Annotated in this window: 23 protein-coding genes, 1 tRNA gene and 1 pseudogene; 22 read left to right on the plus strand and 3 right to left on the minus strand. The window is 68.9% G+C overall.

Going from position 1 to position 20,948, the window contains the following annotated elements; all coding sequences use genetic code 11:
* Positions 1–377: 377 nt before the first annotated feature.
* The 3 genes from BG482_RS17220 (at position 378) to BG482_RS17225 (ending at position 2,602) form a co-directional block, all read left to right on the plus strand.
* Positions 378–920 carry a hypothetical protein gene (locus BG482_RS17220; protein ID WP_069769923.1) on the plus strand — a complete coding sequence of 181 codons (543 nt, stop codon included), beginning with the start codon at positions 378–380 and terminating at the stop codon, positions 918–920.
* A gap of 575 nt (positions 921–1,495) precedes the next feature.
* The gene (locus BG482_RS44010) at positions 1,496–1,642 is read left to right on the plus strand and encodes a hypothetical protein (RefSeq protein WP_176741401.1); all 147 of its coding nucleotides are present in this window, start codon (positions 1,496–1,498) and stop codon (positions 1,640–1,642) included.
* A gap of 174 nt (positions 1,643–1,816) precedes the next feature.
* Positions 1,817–2,602 carry a hypothetical protein gene (locus BG482_RS17225; RefSeq protein WP_256096392.1) on the plus strand — a complete coding sequence of 262 codons (786 nt, stop codon included), beginning with the start codon at positions 1,817–1,819 and terminating at the stop codon, positions 2,600–2,602.
* Between the two features lie 273 nt (positions 2,603–2,875).
* Here the strand turns inward: BG482_RS17225 and BG482_RS17230 are convergent, their stop codons facing one another.
* Entirely contained in the window at positions 2,876–3,994 is a 1,119-nt protein-coding gene (locus BG482_RS17230; protein ID WP_079141866.1) for a DUF1152 domain-containing protein, read from the minus strand.
* An 81-nt stretch (positions 3,995–4,075) separates the two neighbouring features.
* Between BG482_RS17230 and BG482_RS17235 the strand changes: the two genes are divergently transcribed.
* From BG482_RS17235 to BG482_RS17300, 14 genes and pseudogenes are all read left to right on the plus strand, one after another.
* Positions 4,076–4,816 carry a GntR family transcriptional regulator gene (locus BG482_RS17235; RefSeq protein ID WP_069769925.1) on the plus strand — a complete coding sequence of 247 codons (741 nt, stop codon included), beginning with the start codon at positions 4,076–4,078 and terminating at the stop codon, positions 4,814–4,816.
* Positions 4,817–5,093: 277 nt separating this feature from the next.
* Complete coding sequence (locus tag BG482_RS17240) at positions 5,094–5,531, plus strand: ATP-binding protein (RefSeq protein ID WP_069769926.1); 438 nt, start codon at positions 5,094–5,096, stop codon at positions 5,529–5,531.
* Positions 5,532–5,626: 95 nt separating this feature from the next.
* Positions 5,627–6,358 carry a GntR family transcriptional regulator gene (locus BG482_RS17245; protein ID WP_069769927.1) on the plus strand — a complete coding sequence of 244 codons (732 nt, stop codon included), beginning with the start codon at positions 5,627–5,629 and terminating at the stop codon, positions 6,356–6,358.
* Positions 6,359–6,481: 123 nt separating this feature from the next.
* Positions 6,482–6,838 carry a hypothetical protein gene (locus BG482_RS17250; protein ID WP_069769928.1) on the plus strand — a complete coding sequence of 119 codons (357 nt, stop codon included), beginning with the start codon at positions 6,482–6,484 and terminating at the stop codon, positions 6,836–6,838.
* Between the two features lie 5 nt (positions 6,839–6,843).
* Positions 6,844–8,228: pseudogene (locus BG482_RS17255) on the plus strand (FtsK/SpoIIIE domain-containing protein).
* 3 nt (positions 8,229–8,231) lie between these two features.
* Positions 8,232–8,861, plus strand: coding sequence for a DUF2637 domain-containing protein (locus BG482_RS17260; RefSeq protein ID WP_069769929.1), 630 nt, complete (start codon positions 8,232–8,234; stop codon positions 8,859–8,861).
* 19 nt (positions 8,862–8,880) lie between these two features.
* The gene (locus BG482_RS17265; protein WP_069769930.1) at positions 8,881–9,087 is read left to right on the plus strand and encodes a hypothetical protein; all 207 of its coding nucleotides are present in this window, start codon (positions 8,881–8,883) and stop codon (positions 9,085–9,087) included.
* A complete protein-coding gene (locus tag BG482_RS17270) occupies positions 9,087–9,278 on the plus strand; it encodes a mobile element transfer protein (RefSeq protein ID WP_069769931.1) in 192 nt (63 codons plus the stop codon). The genes BG482_RS17265 and BG482_RS17270 overlap by 1 nt, the downstream gene beginning before the upstream one ends.
* A 9-nt stretch (positions 9,279–9,287) precedes the next feature.
* The gene (locus tag BG482_RS17275) at positions 9,288–9,482 is read left to right on the plus strand and encodes a hypothetical protein (RefSeq protein ID WP_037680541.1); all 195 of its coding nucleotides are present in this window, start codon (positions 9,288–9,290) and stop codon (positions 9,480–9,482) included.
* A 13-nt stretch (positions 9,483–9,495) separates the two neighbouring features.
* Positions 9,496–9,747, plus strand: a complete 252-nt coding sequence (locus BG482_RS17280) for a SpdD protein (RefSeq protein ID WP_069769932.1) — start codon at positions 9,496–9,498, stop codon at positions 9,745–9,747.
* 131 nt (positions 9,748–9,878) lie between these two features.
* Positions 9,879–11,201 (plus strand): replication initiator, encoded by a 1,323-nt coding sequence (locus BG482_RS17285; RefSeq protein ID WP_069769933.1) that lies wholly within the window; start codon positions 9,879–9,881, stop codon positions 11,199–11,201.
* Complete coding sequence (locus tag BG482_RS17290) at positions 11,201–11,371, plus strand: AlpA family transcriptional regulator (RefSeq protein ID WP_060900682.1); 171 nt, start codon at positions 11,201–11,203, stop codon at positions 11,369–11,371. Before BG482_RS17285 ends, BG482_RS17290 begins: the two co-directional genes overlap by 1 nt.
* Positions 11,368–12,741: a tyrosine-type recombinase/integrase gene (locus BG482_RS17295; RefSeq protein ID WP_069769934.1), complete on the plus strand. Its 1,374-nt coding sequence runs from the start codon at positions 11,368–11,370 to the stop codon at positions 12,739–12,741. The genes BG482_RS17290 and BG482_RS17295 overlap by 4 nt, the downstream gene beginning before the upstream one ends.
* A 72-nt stretch (positions 12,742–12,813) precedes the next feature.
* A complete protein-coding gene (locus BG482_RS17300) occupies positions 12,814–13,701 on the plus strand; it encodes a nuclease-related domain-containing protein (RefSeq protein WP_069769935.1) in 888 nt (295 codons plus the stop codon).
* Positions 13,702–13,747: 46 nt separating this feature from the next.
* Here BG482_RS17300 and BG482_RS17305 read toward each other — a convergent pair whose 3' ends face one another.
* The gene (locus BG482_RS17305) at positions 13,748–14,497 is read right to left on the minus strand and encodes a hypothetical protein (RefSeq protein WP_069769936.1); all 750 of its coding nucleotides are present in this window, start codon (positions 14,495–14,497) and stop codon (positions 13,748–13,750) included.
* Positions 14,498–14,727: 230 nt separating this feature from the next.
* Positions 14,728–14,799: transfer RNA gene (locus BG482_RS17310), tRNA-Arg, on the minus strand.
* A gap of 165 nt (positions 14,800–14,964) precedes the next feature.
* On the opposite strand from BG482_RS17310, the gene BG482_RS17315 reads away from it, so the two are divergent.
* The 5 genes from BG482_RS17315 (at position 14,965) to thrC (ending at position 20,930) form a co-directional block, all read left to right on the plus strand.
* Entirely contained in the window at positions 14,965–15,495 is a 531-nt protein-coding gene (locus tag BG482_RS17315; protein WP_256096393.1) for a response regulator, read from the plus strand.
* Positions 15,496–15,762: 267 nt separating this feature from the next.
* Entirely contained in the window at positions 15,763–16,812 is a 1,050-nt protein-coding gene (gene nrtL, locus BG482_RS17320) for an ArgS-related anticodon-binding protein NrtL (RefSeq protein WP_069769937.1), read from the plus strand.
* 14 nt (positions 16,813–16,826) lie between these two features.
* Positions 16,827–18,218, plus strand: a complete 1,392-nt coding sequence (gene lysA / locus BG482_RS17325; RefSeq protein WP_069769938.1) for a diaminopimelate decarboxylase — start codon at positions 16,827–16,829, stop codon at positions 18,216–18,218.
* Positions 18,219–18,566: 348 nt separating this feature from the next.
* The gene (locus tag BG482_RS17330) at positions 18,567–19,865 is read left to right on the plus strand and encodes a homoserine dehydrogenase (RefSeq protein ID WP_069770009.1); all 1,299 of its coding nucleotides are present in this window, start codon (positions 18,567–18,569) and stop codon (positions 19,863–19,865) included.
* 6 nt (positions 19,866–19,871) lie between these two features.
* Positions 19,872–20,930, plus strand: a complete 1,059-nt coding sequence (gene thrC, locus BG482_RS17335) for a threonine synthase (RefSeq protein WP_069769939.1) — start codon at positions 19,872–19,874, stop codon at positions 20,928–20,930.
* Positions 20,931–20,948 lie beyond the last annotated feature (18 nt).

Genomic DNA, 20,948 nt, shown 5'->3' on the forward strand with positions numbered 1-20,948 from the left:
CTCGCTGGCGGATAGGTCCGGCCGGACCGGCATCTCGTCGATTCAATCGCGCAGCGCATCCAGGCCTCGGTGTCTCGTAATGACCTGAGACAAGCACGATGCCGTCGCCCAGGAAGGTCGCCGACCTGAGCCGGGTATGCCGTCGCCCAGGAAGGTCGCCGACCTGAGCCGGGCGCATACGGTTCAAGATGCGGGCTCGCGCAGGACCGCTAAGAATAGAAATAAGCACTTGTCGTGCAAGCCAGCACGGGTTCTGGCACAAGCATCGTGAGCGCGATCCCGCGCAGGATACGAGAGCGTCACCGAATAGCTCGGGCGTCTTGTGCAGGCAGCTCCGTTGCAGTAGAAACACACCTGCAATGCGAAGGGATATGGAAATGGCCGGACCCTACGGCAGAGGCCTGGACGCCGTCCGTGACTTCCGCTACATGGCCTACTGGGTCAACAAAAAGGCCACCGGCGACGAACGCCTCCTGGTCGAGATCTATACGGGGTGGGTTCAGTGCGATATCGGCTTCGTGACGCCCACTACGCACTTCACCTTTAAGAGCTTCCTTCCCGTCGGGCCAAGCAAGGTTAGGTTCTACCCGACCAAAGACGCAACGAAGCCCGGGGGGATCGTATCTGCCGCTATTGTCGCGTCTCCAGGAGGCATGGGGCCAACCGAAGACGAAGCGAACATCTTCGGCGTCGATAAGGCGGATGTGATCTTGGAGGAAAATACCTTCCCTGGCATTGCCGGCAGCCCGCTGTGCCTGGTCCTCAACGCAACGGTCGCCTTGCTGAACTGCCACATGTGGCACTACGCCTACTGGGTGCAGGTTGTGACGAACCCCGAGACAACTCCGGTAAATACGACGATCCCGGCCAATCAGCGTCCATCTGGTTCGGCCAGTCCCGAAGGCGGCCCTGTAAACTGATAGTTCTCTGTACTGGCAATAATTGCGGTCGAGAGGTACATCCTGGGCTTGGACCCGCAAACCTACGCGACGAAGAAGCGGGCAGGCCTCTCACTGGTCTCCTGGGGGATCGTGATCAACACCATCGGTATATTCCTAGTTGCGTCCTTGACCGCTGACATGCCATAGCGCTTTCAATGTCCCCGGGACATCACCGGGCGGCAGTCAGAGGGGGTGCCGCAGCCTAAGACACTCACCAGCAAATCTATGCCTCGCGGGCAGCCTGCCTAGCAGACGCCGTGTGCGCATGCCGTTGTCTGGCATGCCCTGGTCCGTCCAGTCCGGCTCGGGTCCGGTGTCCTTTGCAGGCACCTTCGTCACATCCCGCCCTGCCTTTGATCATGCATTGGTTATAGCGGCCCTGTTGGAGGCTATCCGGGCTTTGGGCTGTGCGCCGCCCACGTGGGGGGGGGGATTGGTCGTACCGGAGAAACGAAACGCCCCACCCGCGCACGTGACCGTGCCGTGGGCGGCTGTCCGCCAAGGGGCCGCGTCCCTGGCCGACATGGGTCGTTACCCGGCATAGGGAGGGACGTATGAGCAGGGCAAGGGTGCATGACGCGCTGGCGGCGCTGTGGGAGCGGCAGCAGGCATCGGACCACGGCTGGGTCCTGGAGGGCCCCGAGCGCATCTCGCAGCGCGAAGGTGTGGCGCCGCTAGAGCGTGCCGGTCTGGCGGGCTAGCCGACAGGGAGGTGCGGGCGGAACTGTCGGCGTGGGAGGGCCGGCCGGTGCGTTGGGCGGCGCGCCTGACTGGCCCGGGCCGTGATGGGGTGACCCGCTCGGTCGCCGAGGGCAACCGGTTCGGCCGCGAGTACGGCATCGTCTACCAGCCTGCCACCAGCGGGACACTCCGGCGTGCGGGAGGCGGTGAGTGACCTGGTGACCGCGCCGCTAATGGCATCAACGGACAGGTGTGGGCCGGTGGAGTTCGAGCGGGTGGTGCCTGCGAGTGGGAATCTGCAGGTCGCGGGCAAGCAGTTCTGGCTCGGCCCGGCCCGCTCAGGCCTGACGGTGACATTCTGGGCCGACACGTCGGTGATCCATGTGCTGATCGCGGGGGCGCGGATCAAGAGCGTGCGTTCGCACCTGTCGGTGGCCGATCTGGGACGGCTGGCCGCCCGGGGCGGACGTGCGGCCGGGCCGCCGCTGCCTGCCGGGGCCGGGGCGGCGTTCGAGGTGGACCGGGTGGTGAACAACAGCGGCCTGGTGGGCCTGGGCGGGCGTCAGGTGCTGGCGGCGGAGATCCTTGGGGGTCGTGCGGTGGGCATCCGGATCGACGACGAGACGCTGTCGTTCTTCGACCCGTCCTCACGGGAGCTGCTGAGGGTGCGGCCCAACCCGCTGACCAGCGAGGAAGTCCGCCGGCTGCGGGGTCTGCGTCCGGCCGGTCCGCCGCCGCGGCCGGGCGTCGAGCCGGTGCGGGTGCAGCGTCGGGTGAGCGCAGTGGGCACGGTCATGGTCTGCCGGCAGACCGTCTCCCTCGGCCGCCCCTACCCAGGTCAGACGGTGACCGTACACGTGTCGGACACGACGATCAGCGTCGAGCTGGAAGGCCAGGTCCGCGTCATCCGGCGCACCACCGACATCCCCGTCCGCCACGTGAAGGCGAACAAGCCCTACAAGGTTTCCGATGTTGTCTAGGCCCACCGTCAAGCATCAGCTGGGACCAGAACGTCAGCCATCACCTGGGACTAGACACGGCGTCTGGGGCGGCTGTGATGCTGCGGGACTGGGCTGCTGCTCGTCGCAGGGCGTCAGCTGCTTGCTCGGCAGCATCGGCCGACAAGAGGATCTCTTGGGTCCAGAGAATCGAGAGCCTGGTGTCGCCGTTCAGCAGGTTGGTGGCAACGTCGACTTCTGTGCCGTTGCCGTTGACGTCGTACACGCGGAGGGCTGGATCGCTGCCGTAGGCGCTCACAGTGTCTGGCCGGTGTGGTCGGGGTCGACGGCCGTGAGGCTCCACAGGGGTGCTGCGTACTGCTCAGGGCGGCTGTTGATGAGCAGCAGGCGCAGATCATCGCGCTGTGAGCCGTCGAGGTTCAGGACCTCGGTGAGGTGGCGGAACGTCGTATGGGTGACTCCGCGGCTTCGGGCCTCCGCCTCGAACTGGCTGAGCTGGGGGAGTATCGACTGGGCGTCGAGCTGCGTGGGCCGTTGCTCCTTCAGCCAGAGGGCCTTGTTGCGTTCGTAGTCGATTTCGGAGAAGCCGCAGACTTCGCGGCTCAGTTCCTCTACCTGCCCCAGGGTGGTAGTCGCCATGATCGCGCGGGCCAGCGCGTTGCGGCTCAGTGCCTCGTCCATGTCCACCTCGTGGACGGCCGGGCTCTCGTCGGTGAGGGGTACGGGAAGGCCGGCGTCCCGGACCTCGCAGGTGCCGCGTACGCCTCGGGCGGCTGCCGCGAGCATGCCGGTTGCTTCTGAGGGGTGCCACTCCAGGACGCGGCTGATCGTCTCCGCATCCCGGGCCGTGAACGTGTGGACGACCGGGCCGAGTGCGCCGCGCAGGTCTTCGGGCGACAGCTCGCCGTCCAGGCCAGGGCCTGCCACAAACAGGCGGACGGGCGCGTTCACTTGGCAGCACGCTGCCAGGGTCAGCGAGTCGGCGAGTGGGCTCTTCAGCGTCGGTTCGTCGCCTCGGGCCAACAGGTCGCCGCCGACGTCCAGGAGATCGATCGAGGTCGGCCGAAGGCGAGCGATCAAACCTTCGAGCTGGCGCGTGACGCCTTCGGCGCCGTGCCTTGGATCGATCAGCGCCAACGTATGCGGGAGCTCTGCCGCTAGGCGGGGAAGCGTGGAGCCTGCCGGTGCGATGGGGCGGGCTTCCGCCGGCACCTTCCAGACCGCCGGGGTGAGCGGTTCGAGGCCGGTGAAGTCGTCGGTTCCCCGGGGGCCCGGCAACGGGTCGATCAGCAAGCGGTCCCACGCGTACGTGAGGATCACCGCCTGGTCGTCGTCGCCGTACAAGGCGGCGTCAAGCATTGCGGCGGCGACTGCGTCGCCCCCTCCTCCTGCTGCGACGATCAACCGCGTCATGCGGCTAAGCGTACGGGGTCGGCCCTTGACCTCCCACCCTATAGTGGCTAGAGGCTATAGCCACTTGGACGAGGAGGAGACATGCCTCAGATTGAGGAGGCGCAGCCGAAGTATCTCCAGATCGCGCACTTCATCCGCGATCAGATCCTTCGGGGCGACCTGCGGCCGGGGGACGAGGTGCCCTCGGAGCGACAGTTGGCGGCGGACTGGAAGGTGTCCCGTCCGACGGCGGCGCGGTCTTTGGAGGCGCTGAGCCATCAGGGGCTCGTCGAGAAGCGGCAGGGGTCGGGCACGTACGTGCGCAGCCTCGAAGTGAATCGGCGAGCGCGGGAGTTGTACGGGCGGGCTCGGCAGACTGGGAAGATCTACACGCCTGGCGAGTACGCGGTGATCACGTCGGCCGGCTGGCTGGACGCGCCCGATCACGTTGCTGAGGCGTTGGGCCTGGTGAAGGATCGGCGGGCCGTGCATCGCCGACGGGTCACCAACAACCAAGACGGGCCCATCACGTTGTCCACGTCGTGGTTCGCGCCGGATGTCGGTCAGCGGGCGCCCAAGCTGCTGGAGCCCGAGAGGATCCAGGAGGGCACCCTGATGTACGTCGAGAACATGACGGGGCGGCAGGGGAGTTACGCCGAGGACCGCATGTGTGCCCGTCAGGCGACTGACGATGAGAAGGCGGACCTCCAGCTTGAGCCGGGATCAGCTGTTCTGATCGTGCATCACGTCGTCTTCGATCTCCAGGACCGGCCGTTGGAGTTCGCCGAAGCCACTTACCCGCCGCAGCGCTGGGCGTTCGAGCAGGGGTATCCCCTCACCTGATGGTTCGGGACTTCACGCGAATCGCTTGCGCGCTGCGAGTGGCCAATGCCACTATCCAGTAAGTGGCTAAGGCCACTCAATCTGAAGGGGGTACGGGGTGACGAGTCAGCGGCCGGACCAGGGAGCGCACTTACCTTGCCGGGGCTGCCGGGGGCGTGGCTGGAAGCGTGTCAGTTCGCGCACGTCCCTGGCGCTCGCCGCCGCTGCCGACCGTTCCCGTGCCACATCGAAGCGGCGCTGCCTCGACTGCGACGGCAGCGGCAAGGAGTGAGAGCGGATGGCGTACACGATCGACCGCTACCCCTGCGAGGAGTCGCCGCGGCTCGGTGCGATGACCTTGCATCCGGTTCCGGAGTCTGTGCCCCGGGCCCGGCGCTGGTTCCGGAAGTTCATCGCCCCGTACAACCTGGCGTGCTCGGTTGACGACTGCGCATTGATGATCTCGGAACTGGTCACCAATGCGATCCGCTACGGGCAGGCTGATGACCCGTGGCTCGTGCGGGTGGAGTGGTTCCGGGAGGGGACCTCGCTGCGGGTGGAGGTGCACAACCCGGGCTTCCCGGCGAACGTGCGACTCCGGCGCCCGGATGCGAATGACGCGCATGGGCGCGGGCTGCTGCTGGTCGACTCGATCGCCGAGTCGTGGCACTCGGGGCCCAGTCGCTTCGGCGGCACGGTGGTCTCCTTCGCGGTCGCCGATGCCTGGTCGGCCTGAGAAGGGGAATACCTGCTGTTGGTACTGCGCCGGCGGATTCGTCGCTAGTCTGGTTGACCGGTTGACTTGGCCAATCTCGACGGGCGGCGGCGTTCATGGCGTATGAGGTGGAGGCGCCGAAGTACGTACGCCTCGCACAGACCATTCAGCAGCGCATCGAGGACGGCACGTACCCGCCTGGTACTCGTGTGCCCAGTGAGAATCAGCTGGTGCAGGCCTTCGGGATGTCCCGTCCGACCGTCGTCCGGGCGCTGGAGCTGCTGAAGCGTGACGGCTGGCTGGAGTCCCGGCAGGGGTACGGCACGATCGTGCGGGGGCGTCCGGCGGCCGTCGAGCACAAGGACCGCCGGGGGAGTCAAGCGCTCACCCGTGACGAGGTGCAGACACCGGGGCGGCTGGTCGAGGTCGGTCAGGTTCCTGTTCCGGCTCGCGTCGCCTCTGTGTTGGGCCTGCCGAAACGCGCCAAGGTTCTCGTGCGCCGGTTCCTCGTCGTGGATGAGGACGGCGAACCCGTCGAACTGGTCTCGTCGTACTTCCCCGCCGGCCTCGTCGAGGGCACCGAGCTGGAGAGTGCCCACCCGTTGGGCGTTGGCGCCCGGGCCCATCTTGAGGCGCGGAAGAAGGTTCGCTTCGACCATGTGACTGAACGCCTCTCGGCTCGGCTGCCCGAGCGCGGTGAGGCTGAGCTGCTCGACCTTCCGGACGGCGTGCCCGTCCTTGGCGTCCTGGTCGTCGCGCGTGACGCCTCTGGCCAGGCTCTGCAAGTGTCGGACGTGCTGCTTCCTGCCGATAGGCAGGAGCTGGAAGAAACCTACCGCCTGAACTGAGCCCGAGACGGGGCTAGTTACCCACCGATCTCACTTGACAAGTCAACTTGGCATCCATAACGTCGAGCTTGCTAAGTCAACTTGTCATGTAGCGAGTTGATCGACTCAGAAGGAGAAACCTCTGTGCGTGTGATCCGCGTTGACGCCTCGACCGCCACGATCCTGCTCACCGAAGCGCCGGCCCCGAAGGTGCGTGACCGGCAGACCGGTGAGATCGCCAAGGACGCCGTGAGCGGTGAGGCGCTGATGACCGTCGGCGTCGTCTTCATCGACGAGGGGGACTCGTCGCTTATCCAGGTCACCGTTCCCGAGAGCGGTGTGACGGAGGGGCTGACCGTCGGCGCCCCCGTGTCCCTGCCGGGGCTCGTCGCCCGGCCGTGGGAGAGCGTGTTCAACGGCCAGCAGCGGCACGGCATCGCCTACCGGGCCACCGCGATCGCGCCCGGCGCCTTCCCGGTCCCGGTCGCTCAGGCGGGCTAATCGTCGTGATGGACCTGATCACGTTGGCCGAGCTGGGCGCACCCCTCGCTGCGATAGGCGGGGCGGCCTACGTCCGGCACGCCAACCCGGCCGCGTACTGGTCCACGGTCGGGCTGCCGGTCTCGGTGGCCCGGCTGCTGGCCTCGTACTCCTCGACCATGGACGCTGCGGCCTGACCGTCGAGCCGTCCCGGTTGCGGGTGTTGGCCATCAAAGCGACCAGCCGACGGGAGATCCGGCCGGTCCCGCCGCGGCGGGGCATCATCCGGCCCACTACGACCGGCCTGCGCGTCCGGCTCCGCCTCGCTCCTGGCCAGGAACCTGCCGACGTCGCCGCCTCGGCGGAACGGCTCCGCCATGCCTGGGGCGTGCACGGCGTGTACGTGAAGGACGTCAAGCCTGGTGTCGTCGAACTGCGGCTCATCGGCTTTGACGTCCTGCGCAAGGTGCGGATGCCCCGGCGGACTGAGGGTGGGTTCCTCAGGGTGCCGGTGGCGCTTCGGGAGGACGCAACCGCGTTCTTACGGGACTACCGGGCCGTACCGCATGGACTCGTCCTCGGCGCGACGTTGTCGGGCAAGTCCATGTACCTGCGGAATCTCATTGCCGGGCTCGCCCGGCAGCCTGTCGCCCTGGTCGGCATCGACTGCAAGCGGGGCGTCGAGCTTGCCCCGTTCGCTTCCCGCTTCGCCGCGCTGGCCACCGACCCGGACGAGGCGGCCGAGCTACTGCCCGTCCTGGTCAGGGAAATGGAGGACCGATACGACCTCATCAAGGCCCGGCAGGGCATCGCTCCCGGTACCCGGGACGAGGAGATCACCTCTGACATCTGGGGCCTGCCCGAGAGCGAACGGCCCACCCCCATCGTGCTGTTCGTCGACGAGGTGGCCGAACTCTTCCTCGTCGCGTCCCGCAAGGACGAGGAACGCCGGGACGAGATGGTCACCCACCTCATCCGGCTCGCCCAGCTGGGTCGGGCCGCCGGCATCTACCTGGAGGTCTGCGGGCAGCGCTTCGGCGCCGAGCTGGGCAAGGGCGCGACCATGCTCCGGGCCCAGCTCACCGGCCGCGTCTGTCACCGCGTCAACGACGAAGCGTCGGCCAAGATGGCTCTGGGGGACATCGCCCCTGAAGCGGTCGACGCCTCCTGCGCCATCGCCGCCGAGCTGCCCGGCTTGGCCGTGGCCGGTGACACCTCCGGCGGCTGGTCCCGCATCCGCACCCCATACCTGTCCCTCGCTGCTGCTGCGGCCACCTGCCGCGAGACGGCCCACCTCTCCCCGGACATTCCGGCGCTCACGCCCTTCCGGCCGTACGCCCCGCCTGTCGCCCTCGACCGCCCTGAACCGGTTCCCACGGCGCGCCTCGTCTCTGAGACACCAGGGGACTGATCGATGCGCGCCCCTGGCATCCGCATCGACCCCATCCTGATCCAAGCGGCCATCGCCGCCGCGCTCTCCTTCGCCCACCTGCACGACCTTGCTGCGGCGGCCGGACAGGACGGTTGGAAGGCGTGGGCCTATCCGATCAGCGTTGACCTGCTCCTTGTCGCGGCCTGGCGGCGGCTGCGCTCCGGTACGGCGAAGGCCGCCGGCTGGTGCTGGTTCGTCGTCGCCCTGGTGGCGTCGCTGGGCGCGAACGTCGCCACGGCTGGCCTGCTCGACCTCGGCAACGTCCCGGCCTGGCTGCGCATCCTCGTCGCTGGCTGGCCCGCGGTCGCCTTCCTCGGCGGAACACTCCTCGCGCACGGCACCCCGGATCTCGACGAGGCGCCGGTATCGGACCAGGACGAGACACCCGCCACGCCCGTCACGACGACCGCCCCTGAGCTGCCCGCCGCCGCTCCACGGCCGGCCGCGCAGCCCACCGCCGCCCCTGTCCCGCCCGCCCTCGTCGCCCTGGCTCGCAAGGTCGCCGACGACCACCGCGCCCGGACCGGAACGGACATCGACACCCCAACCCTTCGTACCCGCTTGGGCGTCCCGCTCCCTCTCGCCGAAGCCATCGCCGCACAACTCACCTGACCTCGGAGGACCTTCCACCTTGCGCCCGTCCACGCTCCGCGCGCTCAACCGCGCCGCCGAGCTGACCCGTCAGAACCGCCTCACCGAAGCAATGCTCATCGCCGAACCCGTGATCCTCACCGCCGACGAGTACGAGGGCGCGGAGATCCGGCAGTGGCTGCTCGACCACGTCGCCGACTTCACCGACGAAAACCAGAACCACGACGAACCGAAGGAGCTGCCCTGATGCCCGCCAACCGCCGTTTCCGCCGAGTCGTCCGCATCGGACCCGTCCAGGTCGGCACCGCCTACGACGGCCGCGGTCGTGAGAAGCACACCGCCGTCTGCACTGCTCCCCGCTGCGGCTTCTCCAACGACTTCGACACCCGTGCAGCCGCCGAGCTCGCCGCCCGCACCCATCGCTGCCGCGTCCGCTGAGGAGACCCCGTGACCGTCTCGCTCCCGCTCGTCTTCGTCCTGGGCGTCATCGCCTGGGCCGCGATCAAGTTCCTCGGCGTGCGCATGTGGGTCGCCGTCGTGATCGCGCTCTTCGGCTTCTGGCTCTCGCACACCTTCCTCGCCCCCGCCATCGAGTCCGGCACCCGCTCCGGGGTCGGCGTCGTCAACGGCGACAACCGCTGAAAGGAGCTCCGCCATGTTCCGCCCCAAGCTGCCCGACGTCCCCACTCCGCCGTCGACCCTCATCCCGCAGCAGCACCACCAGCACAACCCCGCTCCGACCGCCGCCGGCCGCTCGCTCAGCCCCTACGCGGTCCCGATCGCCGCAGTCCTGGTCGGCGGAGTCGTCCTCACCGCGCTCCTGGCCGCCGTCGCCATCACGGCCATCTCCGTGGCCATCGCCGCCGTGGTCCTGCGCTCCCTGCTGAACAACGCCAACAGGCGCTGACCGGCCGCCGGGGCGGCAACAAGCCGCCAAGCATCCCGCCGCCCCGGGGCCGTCCCTTCCCACCGCCGAAACAGCCGAAAGGAAGTCCCATCATCATCCGGCAGACTCCGCCCCCGCTGGCGGAACTCTCCGTGCTGGCCTCGCTCGGGACCATGCCCGAGCTGGCCCGCCAACTCTCCGGTCTGGGCGGCTGCACGCATCCCGTCCGCCTCGACGGCCACCGCACCGAATACGCCGTCGACACCGCAACCGGCGAGATCGGCCGCCCCCTGCACCACCTCGACTCGACCGCCCTCCCCGCCGGCCAACTCCTCGTCCGCTGCAACAACCGCCGCGCGACCCGCTGCCCGGCCTGCGCCGAGACATACCGCCGAGACACCTACCACCTGATCACCGCCGGACTACGCGGCGGCAAAGGCACCTCGGACCAGGTCGCCACCCATCCGCGCGTCTTCGCCACCTTCACCGCCCCCGGCTTCGGCCCGGTCCACAACCGCCGCACCGACGGACGCCCCTGCCGCTGCGGCGCCCACCACGACGAGAACGACAGCACGTTGGGTACGCCCCTCGACCCGGACCGCTACGACTATGAAGCGGCCGTGCTCTGGAACGCCCATGCCGGGCACCTGTGGCGGCGCTTCTCGATCTACCTCCGCCGGGAGATCGCCAAGCGCGCCGGTCTCACCCAACGCACCTTCCGCGACCATGCCCGCGTCTCCTTCGCCAAGGTCGCCGAGTATCAGAAGCGCGGTGCCGTGCACTTCCACGCGGTCATCCGCATCGACGGCCCGGAAGGCGGCGACACGGCACCGCCCGCTTGGGCGACGGCGGAGCTCCTGACGGACGCCATCCAGGCCGCGGCCACCGCCGCCCGCGTGGACGGCCCGACCGTCGACGGACGCGCGCACACCTTCGCTTTCGGCCGCCAACTCGACGTCCGCACGATCCGATCCGCCGACTTCGACGACGGCCAGGACCTCACCGAACGCGCTGTCGCCTCGTACATCGCGAAGTACGCGACCAAGGGCGCCGAGACGGCGACCGGCACCCTCGACCGCCCGCTGAAGTTCCTCGCCGAGCTCGCCCAGGCACGCATAACCGAACACGCCCGACGCATGATCCGCGTCGCCTGGACCCTCGGCGCACGCCCTGAGCTCGCCGAGCTCCGCTTACGCGCCTGGGCGCACATGCTCGGCTTCCGCGGCCACTTCTCCACCAAATCCCGCCGCTACTCCACCACCCTCGGCGCACTCCGCGCCGCCCGCGCCGACTGGCGACGCGCACAGGTCACCGCGGTGGTCGAGACAGAGCCGGCGGAAACGACTCTCGTCCTCTCGCACTGGGGCTTCGCCGGTACTGGCCTGAGCCGTGCCGAAGCCTGGCTCGCTTCGTCCCTCGAACCCGCACTCGGAACGGAAGGAGAACCGACGTGGACTCCCGTCACGACGAGCTGATGACTGTTCGCCAAGTCCTGGATGAGCTGGGCGGTGTCTCTCGCCGAACCTTCTACCGCTGGCGGGAGCTGGGATACGGGCCGGCCGCGTTCAAGCTGCCCAACGGAGAGCTCCGGGTATGGCGGAGCGACTTCACCACGTGGCTGCGACAGCTGGAGGCGGCGGCGTGAAGTCCCTTGATGTGAAGGTCTGGGCGGTTCGCAAGCGGGACACGAAGACGCCCTCGTACGGTGTCCGCTGGTCCGTTGCCGGCAACGTGCTCTCGGAGTCATTTCGCACAAAGGCGCTCGCCGACCACTTCCGCACGAAGCTCATGCGAGCGATGCGCGACGGTGAAGAGTTCGACACCGAGTCGGGGCTCCCGGCCTCGATGGAAGAGAAGAAGTCGGCCGTGTCCTGGTACGCCTTCGCCCTCAGATACCTCGCCATGAAATGGCCCCATGCCGCCCCCAATACGAGGGACGGCATCAATGAATCCCTCACCAGCGTGACGCTGGAGCTCCTCGACGAGCGTGCCGGACGGCCGTCCGATGAGGTGATCCGCAAAGCGCTGCGCAACTGGGCCTTCGTCTTGCCGGGGCCCGACGATCGGGAAGTCCCGGACGACGTACGCAACGTTCTCCACTGGGTGTCCAAGGCCTCTCGGCCGCTCGCCGATCTTGCTGAACCCGCCACGGCCCGCGCGGTCCTCGACTCGCTGAAGCTCAAGCTCGACGGCACGGCGGCAGCGGCAGAAACCGTGCGGCGCAAGCGTCGGACGCTCGTCAATGCCGCGAACTACGCGGTCGACCTGGGGGAGCTGCGCGAGAACCCCATCACGGCGGTTCGCTGGCAGAAACCGAAAGTGTCCAACCAGGTTGACCCGCGCGTCGTCGCCAACCCGGAGCAGGCTCGCAACCTCCTGGCGGCCGTCTCCTATGTGGGCGGATACCGGCGTGCCCGCGGCCGTCGTCTCGTGGGTCTGTTCGCCGCGATGTACTTCGGTGGTCTCCGGCCGGCTGAAGCGGTCGGCCTCGCCGAGACGGATCTGATCCTCCCGGAACAGGGCTGGGGCTCGGCGCTGCTCCACCGAACCCGCCCGTCGGTCGGCAAGCAGTGGACCGACTCTGGGGAGACCCACGACGACCGCGGGCTGAAGAACCGGCCGACCGAGGACGTCCGCCGGGTACCCATTCCGCCTCACCTCGTCGCTGTGTTCCGTGAGCACCTGGCCACCTTTGGCACAGCGGACGACGGGCGCCTGTTCTTCAGCGAGAAAGGTTCGGTCGTCCCATCCTCGACCTACTACCGCGTGTGGCAGGAGGCCCGGCTCCTCGCGCTCCCGCCGGCCGCCGCCTCCTCGCCGCTCGCGAGTCGGCCATACGACCTTCGACACTCGGCGCTGTCGACCTGGCTCAATGCCGGTGTCGACCCGACCGAGGTCGCCGAGCGCGCCGGCAACAGCGTCGAGGTGTTGCTGACCCGCTACGCGAAGTGCCTCGACGGACGGCAGGACGTCGCCAACCGGCGTATCGAGGACCTTCTGCGCGAGTACGAGTAAGACACCCTGCACCCCACCGAGGCCCCCGGGCACCTTGTCCGGGGCCTCTCTCGTTTTGAGCGCCCTCCTGCGATGCTTCGAGCCGAGAGCGGACGAGGGGGGCTCGTGGAGCTGAGGGTGACGCGCTGGAAGCGGTACGGACAGGATCGCCTGTACGCGAACCTGCCAGATGGCACCGCGGTCGGCTGGGCGGACCTCAGGACGGGGGACATCACGGTCCTGGTCGCCGAGCATGGCGACAACGTGATCGCCGTGCTGACACATCACTTACGGAGTAACTCCGAGTCGGTCATGCAACAGAGAGCACCTGAGGCTCAAGCGCGGCCCATGCTGCCGCCTTTGACGTCGGCCGACGACCTGTCCACCAACCGTCCAGGGGAGTCCCTCCGGGACCTGCTCGACAAATCCGGCGTGGGTCTGATTGAGCAGCTCGTCTCACAGCTCTTGCGTCGCCGCACAGAGTGGGATTCCTGGCGCAAGGGGCTGGCGGGAGAGAGGAGAGTGGGAGCCGAGCTGAACCGCTTGGCACGTTACGGCTGGCGGGTCCTGCATTCCATCCCCCTGGCCGACAAGGTGGACGTCGATCACTTGCTGGTCGGGCCCGGCGGCGTGTTCAGCATCAACACCAAGCACCACCACAAAAAGGCTGTGTGGGTCGGCGACGATTCCGTGAAGGTCAATCACGGAAAGCCGGCCCCGTACGCACGCAAGAGCCGGGCGGAAGCCAAGCGGGTAGCTCGAGTGCTTGAGCACTATTGCGGCTTTCCCGTACCGGTGGAGCCCGTGCTCGTCTTCGTCGGTGTGACCGATCTGAAGGTGGTCGCCACACAGCTCAGCGTGCGCGTATACCAGGAGCGTCAGGTGGCGGCACTGGCGCCGCTCTCGGGGGTGCTGACAGCTGAACAGGTCGAGCAGGTGTACGGCGTCGCTCGCCATCGACAGGCTTGGAGCCAGGCCTGAGGCAGCCCATCTCAGCGAGGGGTCAGTCGTCCCTGCCGGAAGCGGTTCACCCGTCCCAGCGGGTTGCAACGGCATCCGCGACGCTGAAGACAGCGTCGCACTCGGCGCATTGCGCCTTACCGAAAAGATAAGTCAACTTGCCCGCGACATCGGCCTGGTTGTCGGCGAGCGCGCGACTGTGCAGTCTTTGGGCAAGCCCCTCCAGCGCTGAGGAGTCTGCAGGCTGAAGAGGGATCTTCTTTGCCGCGGTCTCGTTCATGTACATGCTGTGTGTGGTCGAGAAGAAGCCGTACTCACCGAAGGCTATGAAGTTCTCGGCGCTGCACGCGGGGCAGGGCACTTCGTACTCGTCATCGTTCAGGCCGTCGAGTTGTTCGCCCCAAACCTCGACATCTTCGAAGCCGAGGAGTGCGGCGAGCAAGTAGACGTAAGTTACGGGGTCATCGCTGAGGCTCGGATCCCGAAGAGCTTCCTCAGTCAGTTGCAGCAGGTCGGACATCTCCGAGGCATAGGCCACGTGGGGATCTTGCTCGCCGTATGGCTGGTCAGTACTGGCCGCGATGGTGCCGGCCAGCAAGAGCGGTTGCTGCCTGTCCGCGGGCGACCACTGGCGCGCCAGGTCTCGTAGGGTCGGCAAGGCCGCGTGGCTTGCCGAGTAGACGGTGCCCTGATGGCACAGTCGGGACCAGAGCTCGGTCCAGCCTGAATCGTTCGGGGCTTGGCTCACCGCGTCGAGCAGACCGGGAATGTCTTCTGCCGTGCCGTAGGCGTGGTGGAGCTGCGACCAGTCCGTCATGCCAGCGATCTAAGCAGTCGGGCGCCGCAGACTTCACGGCTGGGGGCGTGCCAGTCGCCCTGTCGTCGGAAGCAGTCGGCGACCTGCGGCGATGCTCCAAGATCCCGTCCACGCCTCGTCCACAGACCTCGACATACGACCGCTTCGGGCTGCATCCGGCTGCACATACGCGAAGACCCCGGCCTCAGCGTTTCCGCTGGTGACGGGGTCTTTGGGCACCTTCTGCAAGGTGCCCCCGGCAGGATTCGAACCTGCGCACACGGCTCCGGAGGCCGTTGCTCTATCCCCTGAGCTACGGGGGCGTGTCGGTCGTGAGGTGTTGCTCGCGGCGACGGGTAGAACACTACCAGCTCGCTCGGGGTGATCAGGAACGGGTTTCCGGGGGTTGCGGGGGGCCGGGTCGCTCGCACGGGGTGGAAGTGGGGAAAACCCGGACGCGGTGGCCGGTCCCGACCTACTCTCGAGTTGTGTCAGGCGCGTCGGGCCGGGTGCTTGTGGTGGACGACAACAAGGTCATCCGGCAGCTGATCAGGGTCAATCTCGAGCTGGAGGGCCTCGAGGTCGTGACCGCGTCCGACGGTGCCGAGTGTCTGGATGTCGTTCATCAGGTGCGGCCCGATCTTGTGACCCTCGATGTCGTCATGCCCCGCTTGGACGGGTTGGGCGCCGCCGCTCGGTTGCGTGCCGATCCGCGGACGCGTGACCTCCCCCTCGTCATCATCAGCGCCTGTACGCAGTACGAGGTCGAGTCCGGCCTCGAGGTCGGCGTCGACGCGTTTCTCGCCAAGCCCTTCGATCCCGCCGAACTCGTCTCCGTCGTACGGACGTTGGTGGAGCGGGAGCGGGAGCGGGAGCGGGGTGGAGACGAGGGCGTCGGGGACGGTGAGGAGGACGGGGGCGGGGTGCGGTCGGGGCTGGGGGTGGGGCTCGGCACGGGGGCCGCGATCGGGGCCGGCAAAGGCAGCGGGCCGAGTGCGGGAGTCGCGGGCGGGGAGTAAGGCACTGTCTTCGAGTCCGTGTCCCCTCTCGAACCGGCCGCTTTCGGTCCCCCTCGCCGGCCCTTCCGTTCGCCATCCACCGTCCACCGTGCACGGTCCAGGCGTCACGATCGCGCCGCCTTCTCCGTCGCCGTAGCCCTGGTCCGTGTGCCCTGTCCCGGCGTCCCCTTTCCGGCGTCCCGTTTCCCGGCCTTCTCGGCGTCCACATCTCGGGACCCTGCCGAATCGGCTCGCCCAGCCACCCCCCTCCTCCCATACGCTTGGCCCGTGACTCCCGTCGAGCTCTCCCGCACCGTGCTGCGCGCGGTGCGTCGTGCTGTCGACGAGGGGGAGCTCAGCGTGGCCGTTCCGGCTCGGGCCGTGGTCACGCCGCCGGGGCCCGGGGGGCGTGGGGACTACGCCACCAACATCGCCCTGCAGCTCGCGCGGCCGGCCGGGCAGGCGCCGCTTCGGGTGGCCGAGGTTCTCCGGCCGTATCTGATGGGCGCCGAGGGCGTCTGTGGGGTCGAGATCACCGGGCCCGGGTTCCTCAACATCAGTCTCGACGGTTCGGCCGTCTCCGATCTCGTCCGGCGGATCAGGCTCGACGGCCCGCGGTACGGGCATGCCGACGACCTCGCCGGAGAGGTCTTCGAGGTCCGGGTGCCGTACGAGGTGCGGGCCGAGGTGCTCGCCGACGTGCTCGCGCGGATCATCGGGTCGCAGGGCGGCCGTGTCGACGTCAGCCATGACGGCAGCCATGACGTCAGTCATGACCTCGGCCGCGGCGGTGTGGTCCTGCGGCCCGTTCCCGCTCCGGAGGATCCCGCTCCGCTCGGGCTCGACGCCGCTCGCTGGGCGCTGCTGCATCCCGCCCCGCACGACCGGCCCCGCATCACCGCAGATCATCTCGTCCAGCGCGAGGGCAATCCCCTCTTCCGCGTCCGCTATGCCCACGCCCGCACCCGGGCCGTGAGCCGGAACGCCGCCGACCTGGGCTTCACCGCCGAGCCCGGCCCGATGGACGCCGCCGACCTCGTCGGCCTTCTCGCGGACTATCCCCGCGTACTCGCCACGGCCGTCGCCCCGGCGAGTCGGCCGTCCAAGCCGTCGTCGGCCCCGCTGGTGGTTCCCGATTCCTCCGCGCCGTCCCGGCTGGCCAGGCATCTGGTCGGGGTGGCCGACGCCACGTTCGTCCTGCTTCCCGTCGTTCTCCCGCGGGGTGAGGAGAAACCCTCGGCCGCCCATCGTGCCCGGCTCGCGCTCGCCGAAGCGGCCGGGGCGGTGCTGGCCGGCGGCCTGTCCCTGCTCGGCATCGACGCACCCGACCACCTCTGAAAGAGCACGCCCAGATGAGCCGTTCCGCCCACCCCGCCGGGCCCCGTCACGCCGACGTCCTTCCCGAGGGCCACTACTCCGCTCCGCCCGCCGACCTCAACGCCCTCGATCCCAAGGTGTGGGCGCGGACCGTCGTCCGTGACGACGACGGTGTCGTGACCGTCGGCGGCGTCGACGTCGTCACCCTCGCCGAACAGCACGGCACGCCCGCCTACATCCTCGACGAGGCCGACTTCCGCGACCGGGCCCGGGCCTGGCGCACCGCGTTCGGGGCCGACGCCGACGTCTTCTACGCGGGCAAGGCCTTCCTGTCCCGGGCCGTCGTCCGGTGGCTGCACGAAGAAGGGCTGAACCTCGACGTCTGCTCCGGCGGCGAGCTCGCCACCGCTCTGTCCGCCGGAATGCCCGCCGACCGGATCGCCTTCCACGGCAACAACAAGTCGACGGACGAGATCGAGCGGGCCGTCGACGCCGGTGTCGGGCGGATCGTGCTCGACTCGTTCCAGGAGATCGTGCGGGTCGCGCACATCGCGCAGTCGCGGGGCAAGCGACAGCGGGTGCAGATCCGGGTCACCGTCGGCGTCGAGGCGCACACGCACGAGTTCATCGCCACCGCCCACGAGGACCAGAAGTTCGGGATTCCGCTCGCCGGCGGACAGGCCGCCGAGGCCGTGCGGCGGGCGCTCCAGCTCGACGGGCTGGAGCTGATCGGGATCCACTCGCACATCGGGTCGCAGATCTTCGACATGTCCGGCTTCGAGGTCGCCGCCCACCGGGTCGTCGGGCTGCTCAAGGACATCCGCGACGAGCACGGGGTCGAGCTGCCGGAGATCGACCTCGGCGGCGGGCTGGGGATCGCCTACACCAGCGACGACGATCCGCGCGAGCCGCACGAGATCGCCAAGGCGCTGACGGAGATCGTCACCCGGGAGTGCGAGGCGGCCCGGTTGCGCACGCCGCGTATCTCGGTGGAGCCGGGGCGCGCCATCGTGGGGCCGACCGCCTTCACCCTCTACGAGGTGGGCACCGTCAAGCCGCTCGACGGGCTGCGGACGTACGTCTCCGTCGACGGCGGCATGTCGGACAACATCCGTACCGCGCTGTACGACGCCGAGTACAGCGTCGCGCTCGTCTCCCGCGTCTCCGACGCCGCGCCGATGCCGGCGCGTGTCGTGGGCAAGCACTGCGAGAGCGGGGACATCGTGGTCAAGGACGCTTTCCTGCCCGCCGACCTGGCGCCGGGCGACCTCGTCGCCGTCCCCGCCACCGGCGCGTACTGCCGGTCCATGGCCAGCAACTACAACCACGTGCTGCGGCCGCCGGTCGTCGTCGTGCACGAGGGTGAGTCGCGGGTCGTCGTGCGGCGCGAGACGGAGGAGGATCTGCTGCGGCTCGACGTCGGCTGAGCGCGACGTCGGCTGAGCGCGACGTCGGCTGAGCGCGACGTCGGCAGCGGCCGGTGGGAGGGTGGCGGAAAGGCCGGTGGGACCGCCGCCGGAACGAATCCCCGGAACAATGCTCAGGACAACCTCGGAGCAATCCCCGGAACGGTCGCTGACGCGCTCGCTGACAAGGTCGCTCGGAGGGGTGGGGGAGGGCCGTGGGGGGACGGGTGGAAGATCTCCTGTCTGCCGTCCCCCGGAAATGAAATAGATGTCTCACGATCCGGACCAGGGGCAGAAAGTCCGGTCCGGTGAGTGAGACTGGGGCAACCGGAAACGTCCGTAGACGGTATGAGGAAACGAGGTCGGATGATGCGTACGCGTCCGCTGAAGGTGGCGCTGCTGGGCTGTGGAGTGGTCGGCTCAGAGGTGGCGCGCATCATGACGACGCACGCCGACGACCTCGCCGCCAGGATCGGGGCCCCCGTGGAGCTCGCCGGAGTGGCGGTGCGGCGGCCGTCCAGGGTCCGGGAGGGCATCGACCCCGCCCTCGTCACCACCGACGCCACCGCCCTGGTCAAACGCGGGGACATCGACGTCGTCGTCGAGGTCATCGGCGGCATCGAGCCCGCTCGCACGCTCATCACCACCGCCTTCGAGTACGGCGCGTCCGTCGTCTCGGCGAACAAGGCGCTCCTCGCGCAGGACGGCGCCGCGCTGCACGCCGCCGCCGAGGAGCACGGCGAGGACCTCTACTACGAGGCCGCCGTCGCCGGCGCCATTCCGCTCATCCGACCGCTGCGTGAGTCCCTCGCCGGGGACAAGGTGAACCGGGTGCTGGGCATCGTCAACGGCACCACCAACTTCATCCTCGACAAGATGGACTCCACGGGCGCCGGATACCAGGAGGCTCTCGACGAGGCCACCGCCCTGGGCTACGCGGAGGCCGACCCGACGGCCGACGTCGAGGCGTTCGACGCCGCCGCCAAGGCCGCCATCCTCGCCGGGATCGCCTTCCACACGCGCGTGCGCCTCGACGACGTCTACCGCGAGGGCATGACCGAGGTGACGTCGGCCGACTTCGCCTCCGCCCGGGAGATGGGCTGCACCATCAAGCTGCTCGCCATCTGCGAGCGTGCCGCCGACGGGGCGTCGGTCACCGCGCGGGTGCACCCCGCCATGATTCCGCTGAGTCACCCGCTCGCCTCCGTGCGCGGCGCCTACAACGCCGTGTTCGTCGAGTCGGACGCGGCCGGGCAGCTCATGTTCTACGGTCCCGGCGCCGGCGGTGCTCCCACCGCCTCCGCCGTGCTCGGCGACCTGGTCGCCGTCTGCCGCAACCGGCTCAGCGGGGCGACGGGGCCCGGCGAGTCGGCCTACGCCGCGCTGCCGGTGTCGCCCATGGGCGATGTCGTCACCCGGTACCACATCAGTCTCGACGTCGCGGACAAGCCTGGCGTTCTCGCCCAGGTCGCCACCGTCTTCGCCGAGCACGGAGTCTCCATCGACACCGTGCGGCAGCAGGGCCGACTGGACGGAAGCGGCGAGGCCTCCCTCGTCGTCGTCACCCATCGCGCGTCCGACGCCTCCCTCACCGGGACCGTCGAGGCGCTGCGCAAGCTCGACACCGTGCGGGGTGTCGCCAGCATCATGCGGGTTGAAGGAGAGTAACCAGCAATGACCCACCAGTGGCGCGGAATCATCGAGGAGTACCGGGACCGGCTGCCGGTTTCCGACAGCACGCCCGTAGTGACGCTCCGTGAGGGCGGCACGCCTCTCGTGCCCGCGCAGGTGCTCTCCGAGCGCACGGGCTGCGAGGTCCACCTCAAGGTGGAGGGCGCGAACCCCACCGGCTCCTTCAAGGACCGGGGCATGACCATGGCCATCACACGGGCCAAGGAGGAAGGCGCGCAGGCCGTCATCTGCGCCTCCACCGGCAACACCTCCGCCTCCGCCGCCGCGTACGCCGTGCGTGCGGGCATGGTCTCGGCCGTCCTCGTCCCGCAGGGCAAGATCGCGCTCGGCAAGATGGGGCAGGCGCTCATCCACGGCGCGAAGATCCTCCAGGTCGAGGGCAACTTCGACGACTGCCTCACACTGGCGCGTTCGCTGAGCGACAACTACCCGGTGGCGCTGGTCAATTCGGTGAACCCGGTGCGCATCGAGGGCCAGAAGACGGCTGCCTTCGAGATCGTGGACATGCTGGGCGACGCCCCCGACATCCACGTCCTGCCGGTCGGCAACGCGGGCAACATCACCGCGTACTGGAAGGGGTACCAGGAGTACGCCGCCGACAAGGTCGCCGCGCGCACGCCCCGGATGTGGGGCTTCCAGGCGTCCGGCAGCGCCCCGATCGTGCGCGGCGAGGTGGTGAAGGACCCGTCGACGATCGCCACCGCGATCCGCATCGGCAACCCGGCCTCCTGGAAGTTCGCGCTGGCCGCGCAGGAGGAGTCCGGCGGCTTCATCGACGAGGTGACGGACCGTGAGATCCTGCGCGCCTACCGGCTGTTGGCCGCGAAGGAGGGCGTCTTCGTGGAGCCCGCGTCGGCCGCGTCGGTGGCTGGTCTGCTGAAGGCGGCCGAGCAGGGCAAGGTCGACCCGGGGCAGCGGATCGTCTGCACCGTCACCGGCAACGGCCTGAAGGACCCCGACTGGGCCGTCGCGGGTGCGCCGCAGCCGGTCACCGTCCCGGTCGACGCGGCGACGGCCGCCGAGCGCCTCGGACTCGCGTAAGCGAGACCGGACGGACGA

Origin of the sequence: Streptomyces sp. LUP30 (assembly GCF_001746365.1) — a bacterium.
Classification (GTDB): domain Bacteria; phylum Actinomycetota; class Actinomycetes; order Streptomycetales; family Streptomycetaceae; genus Streptomyces.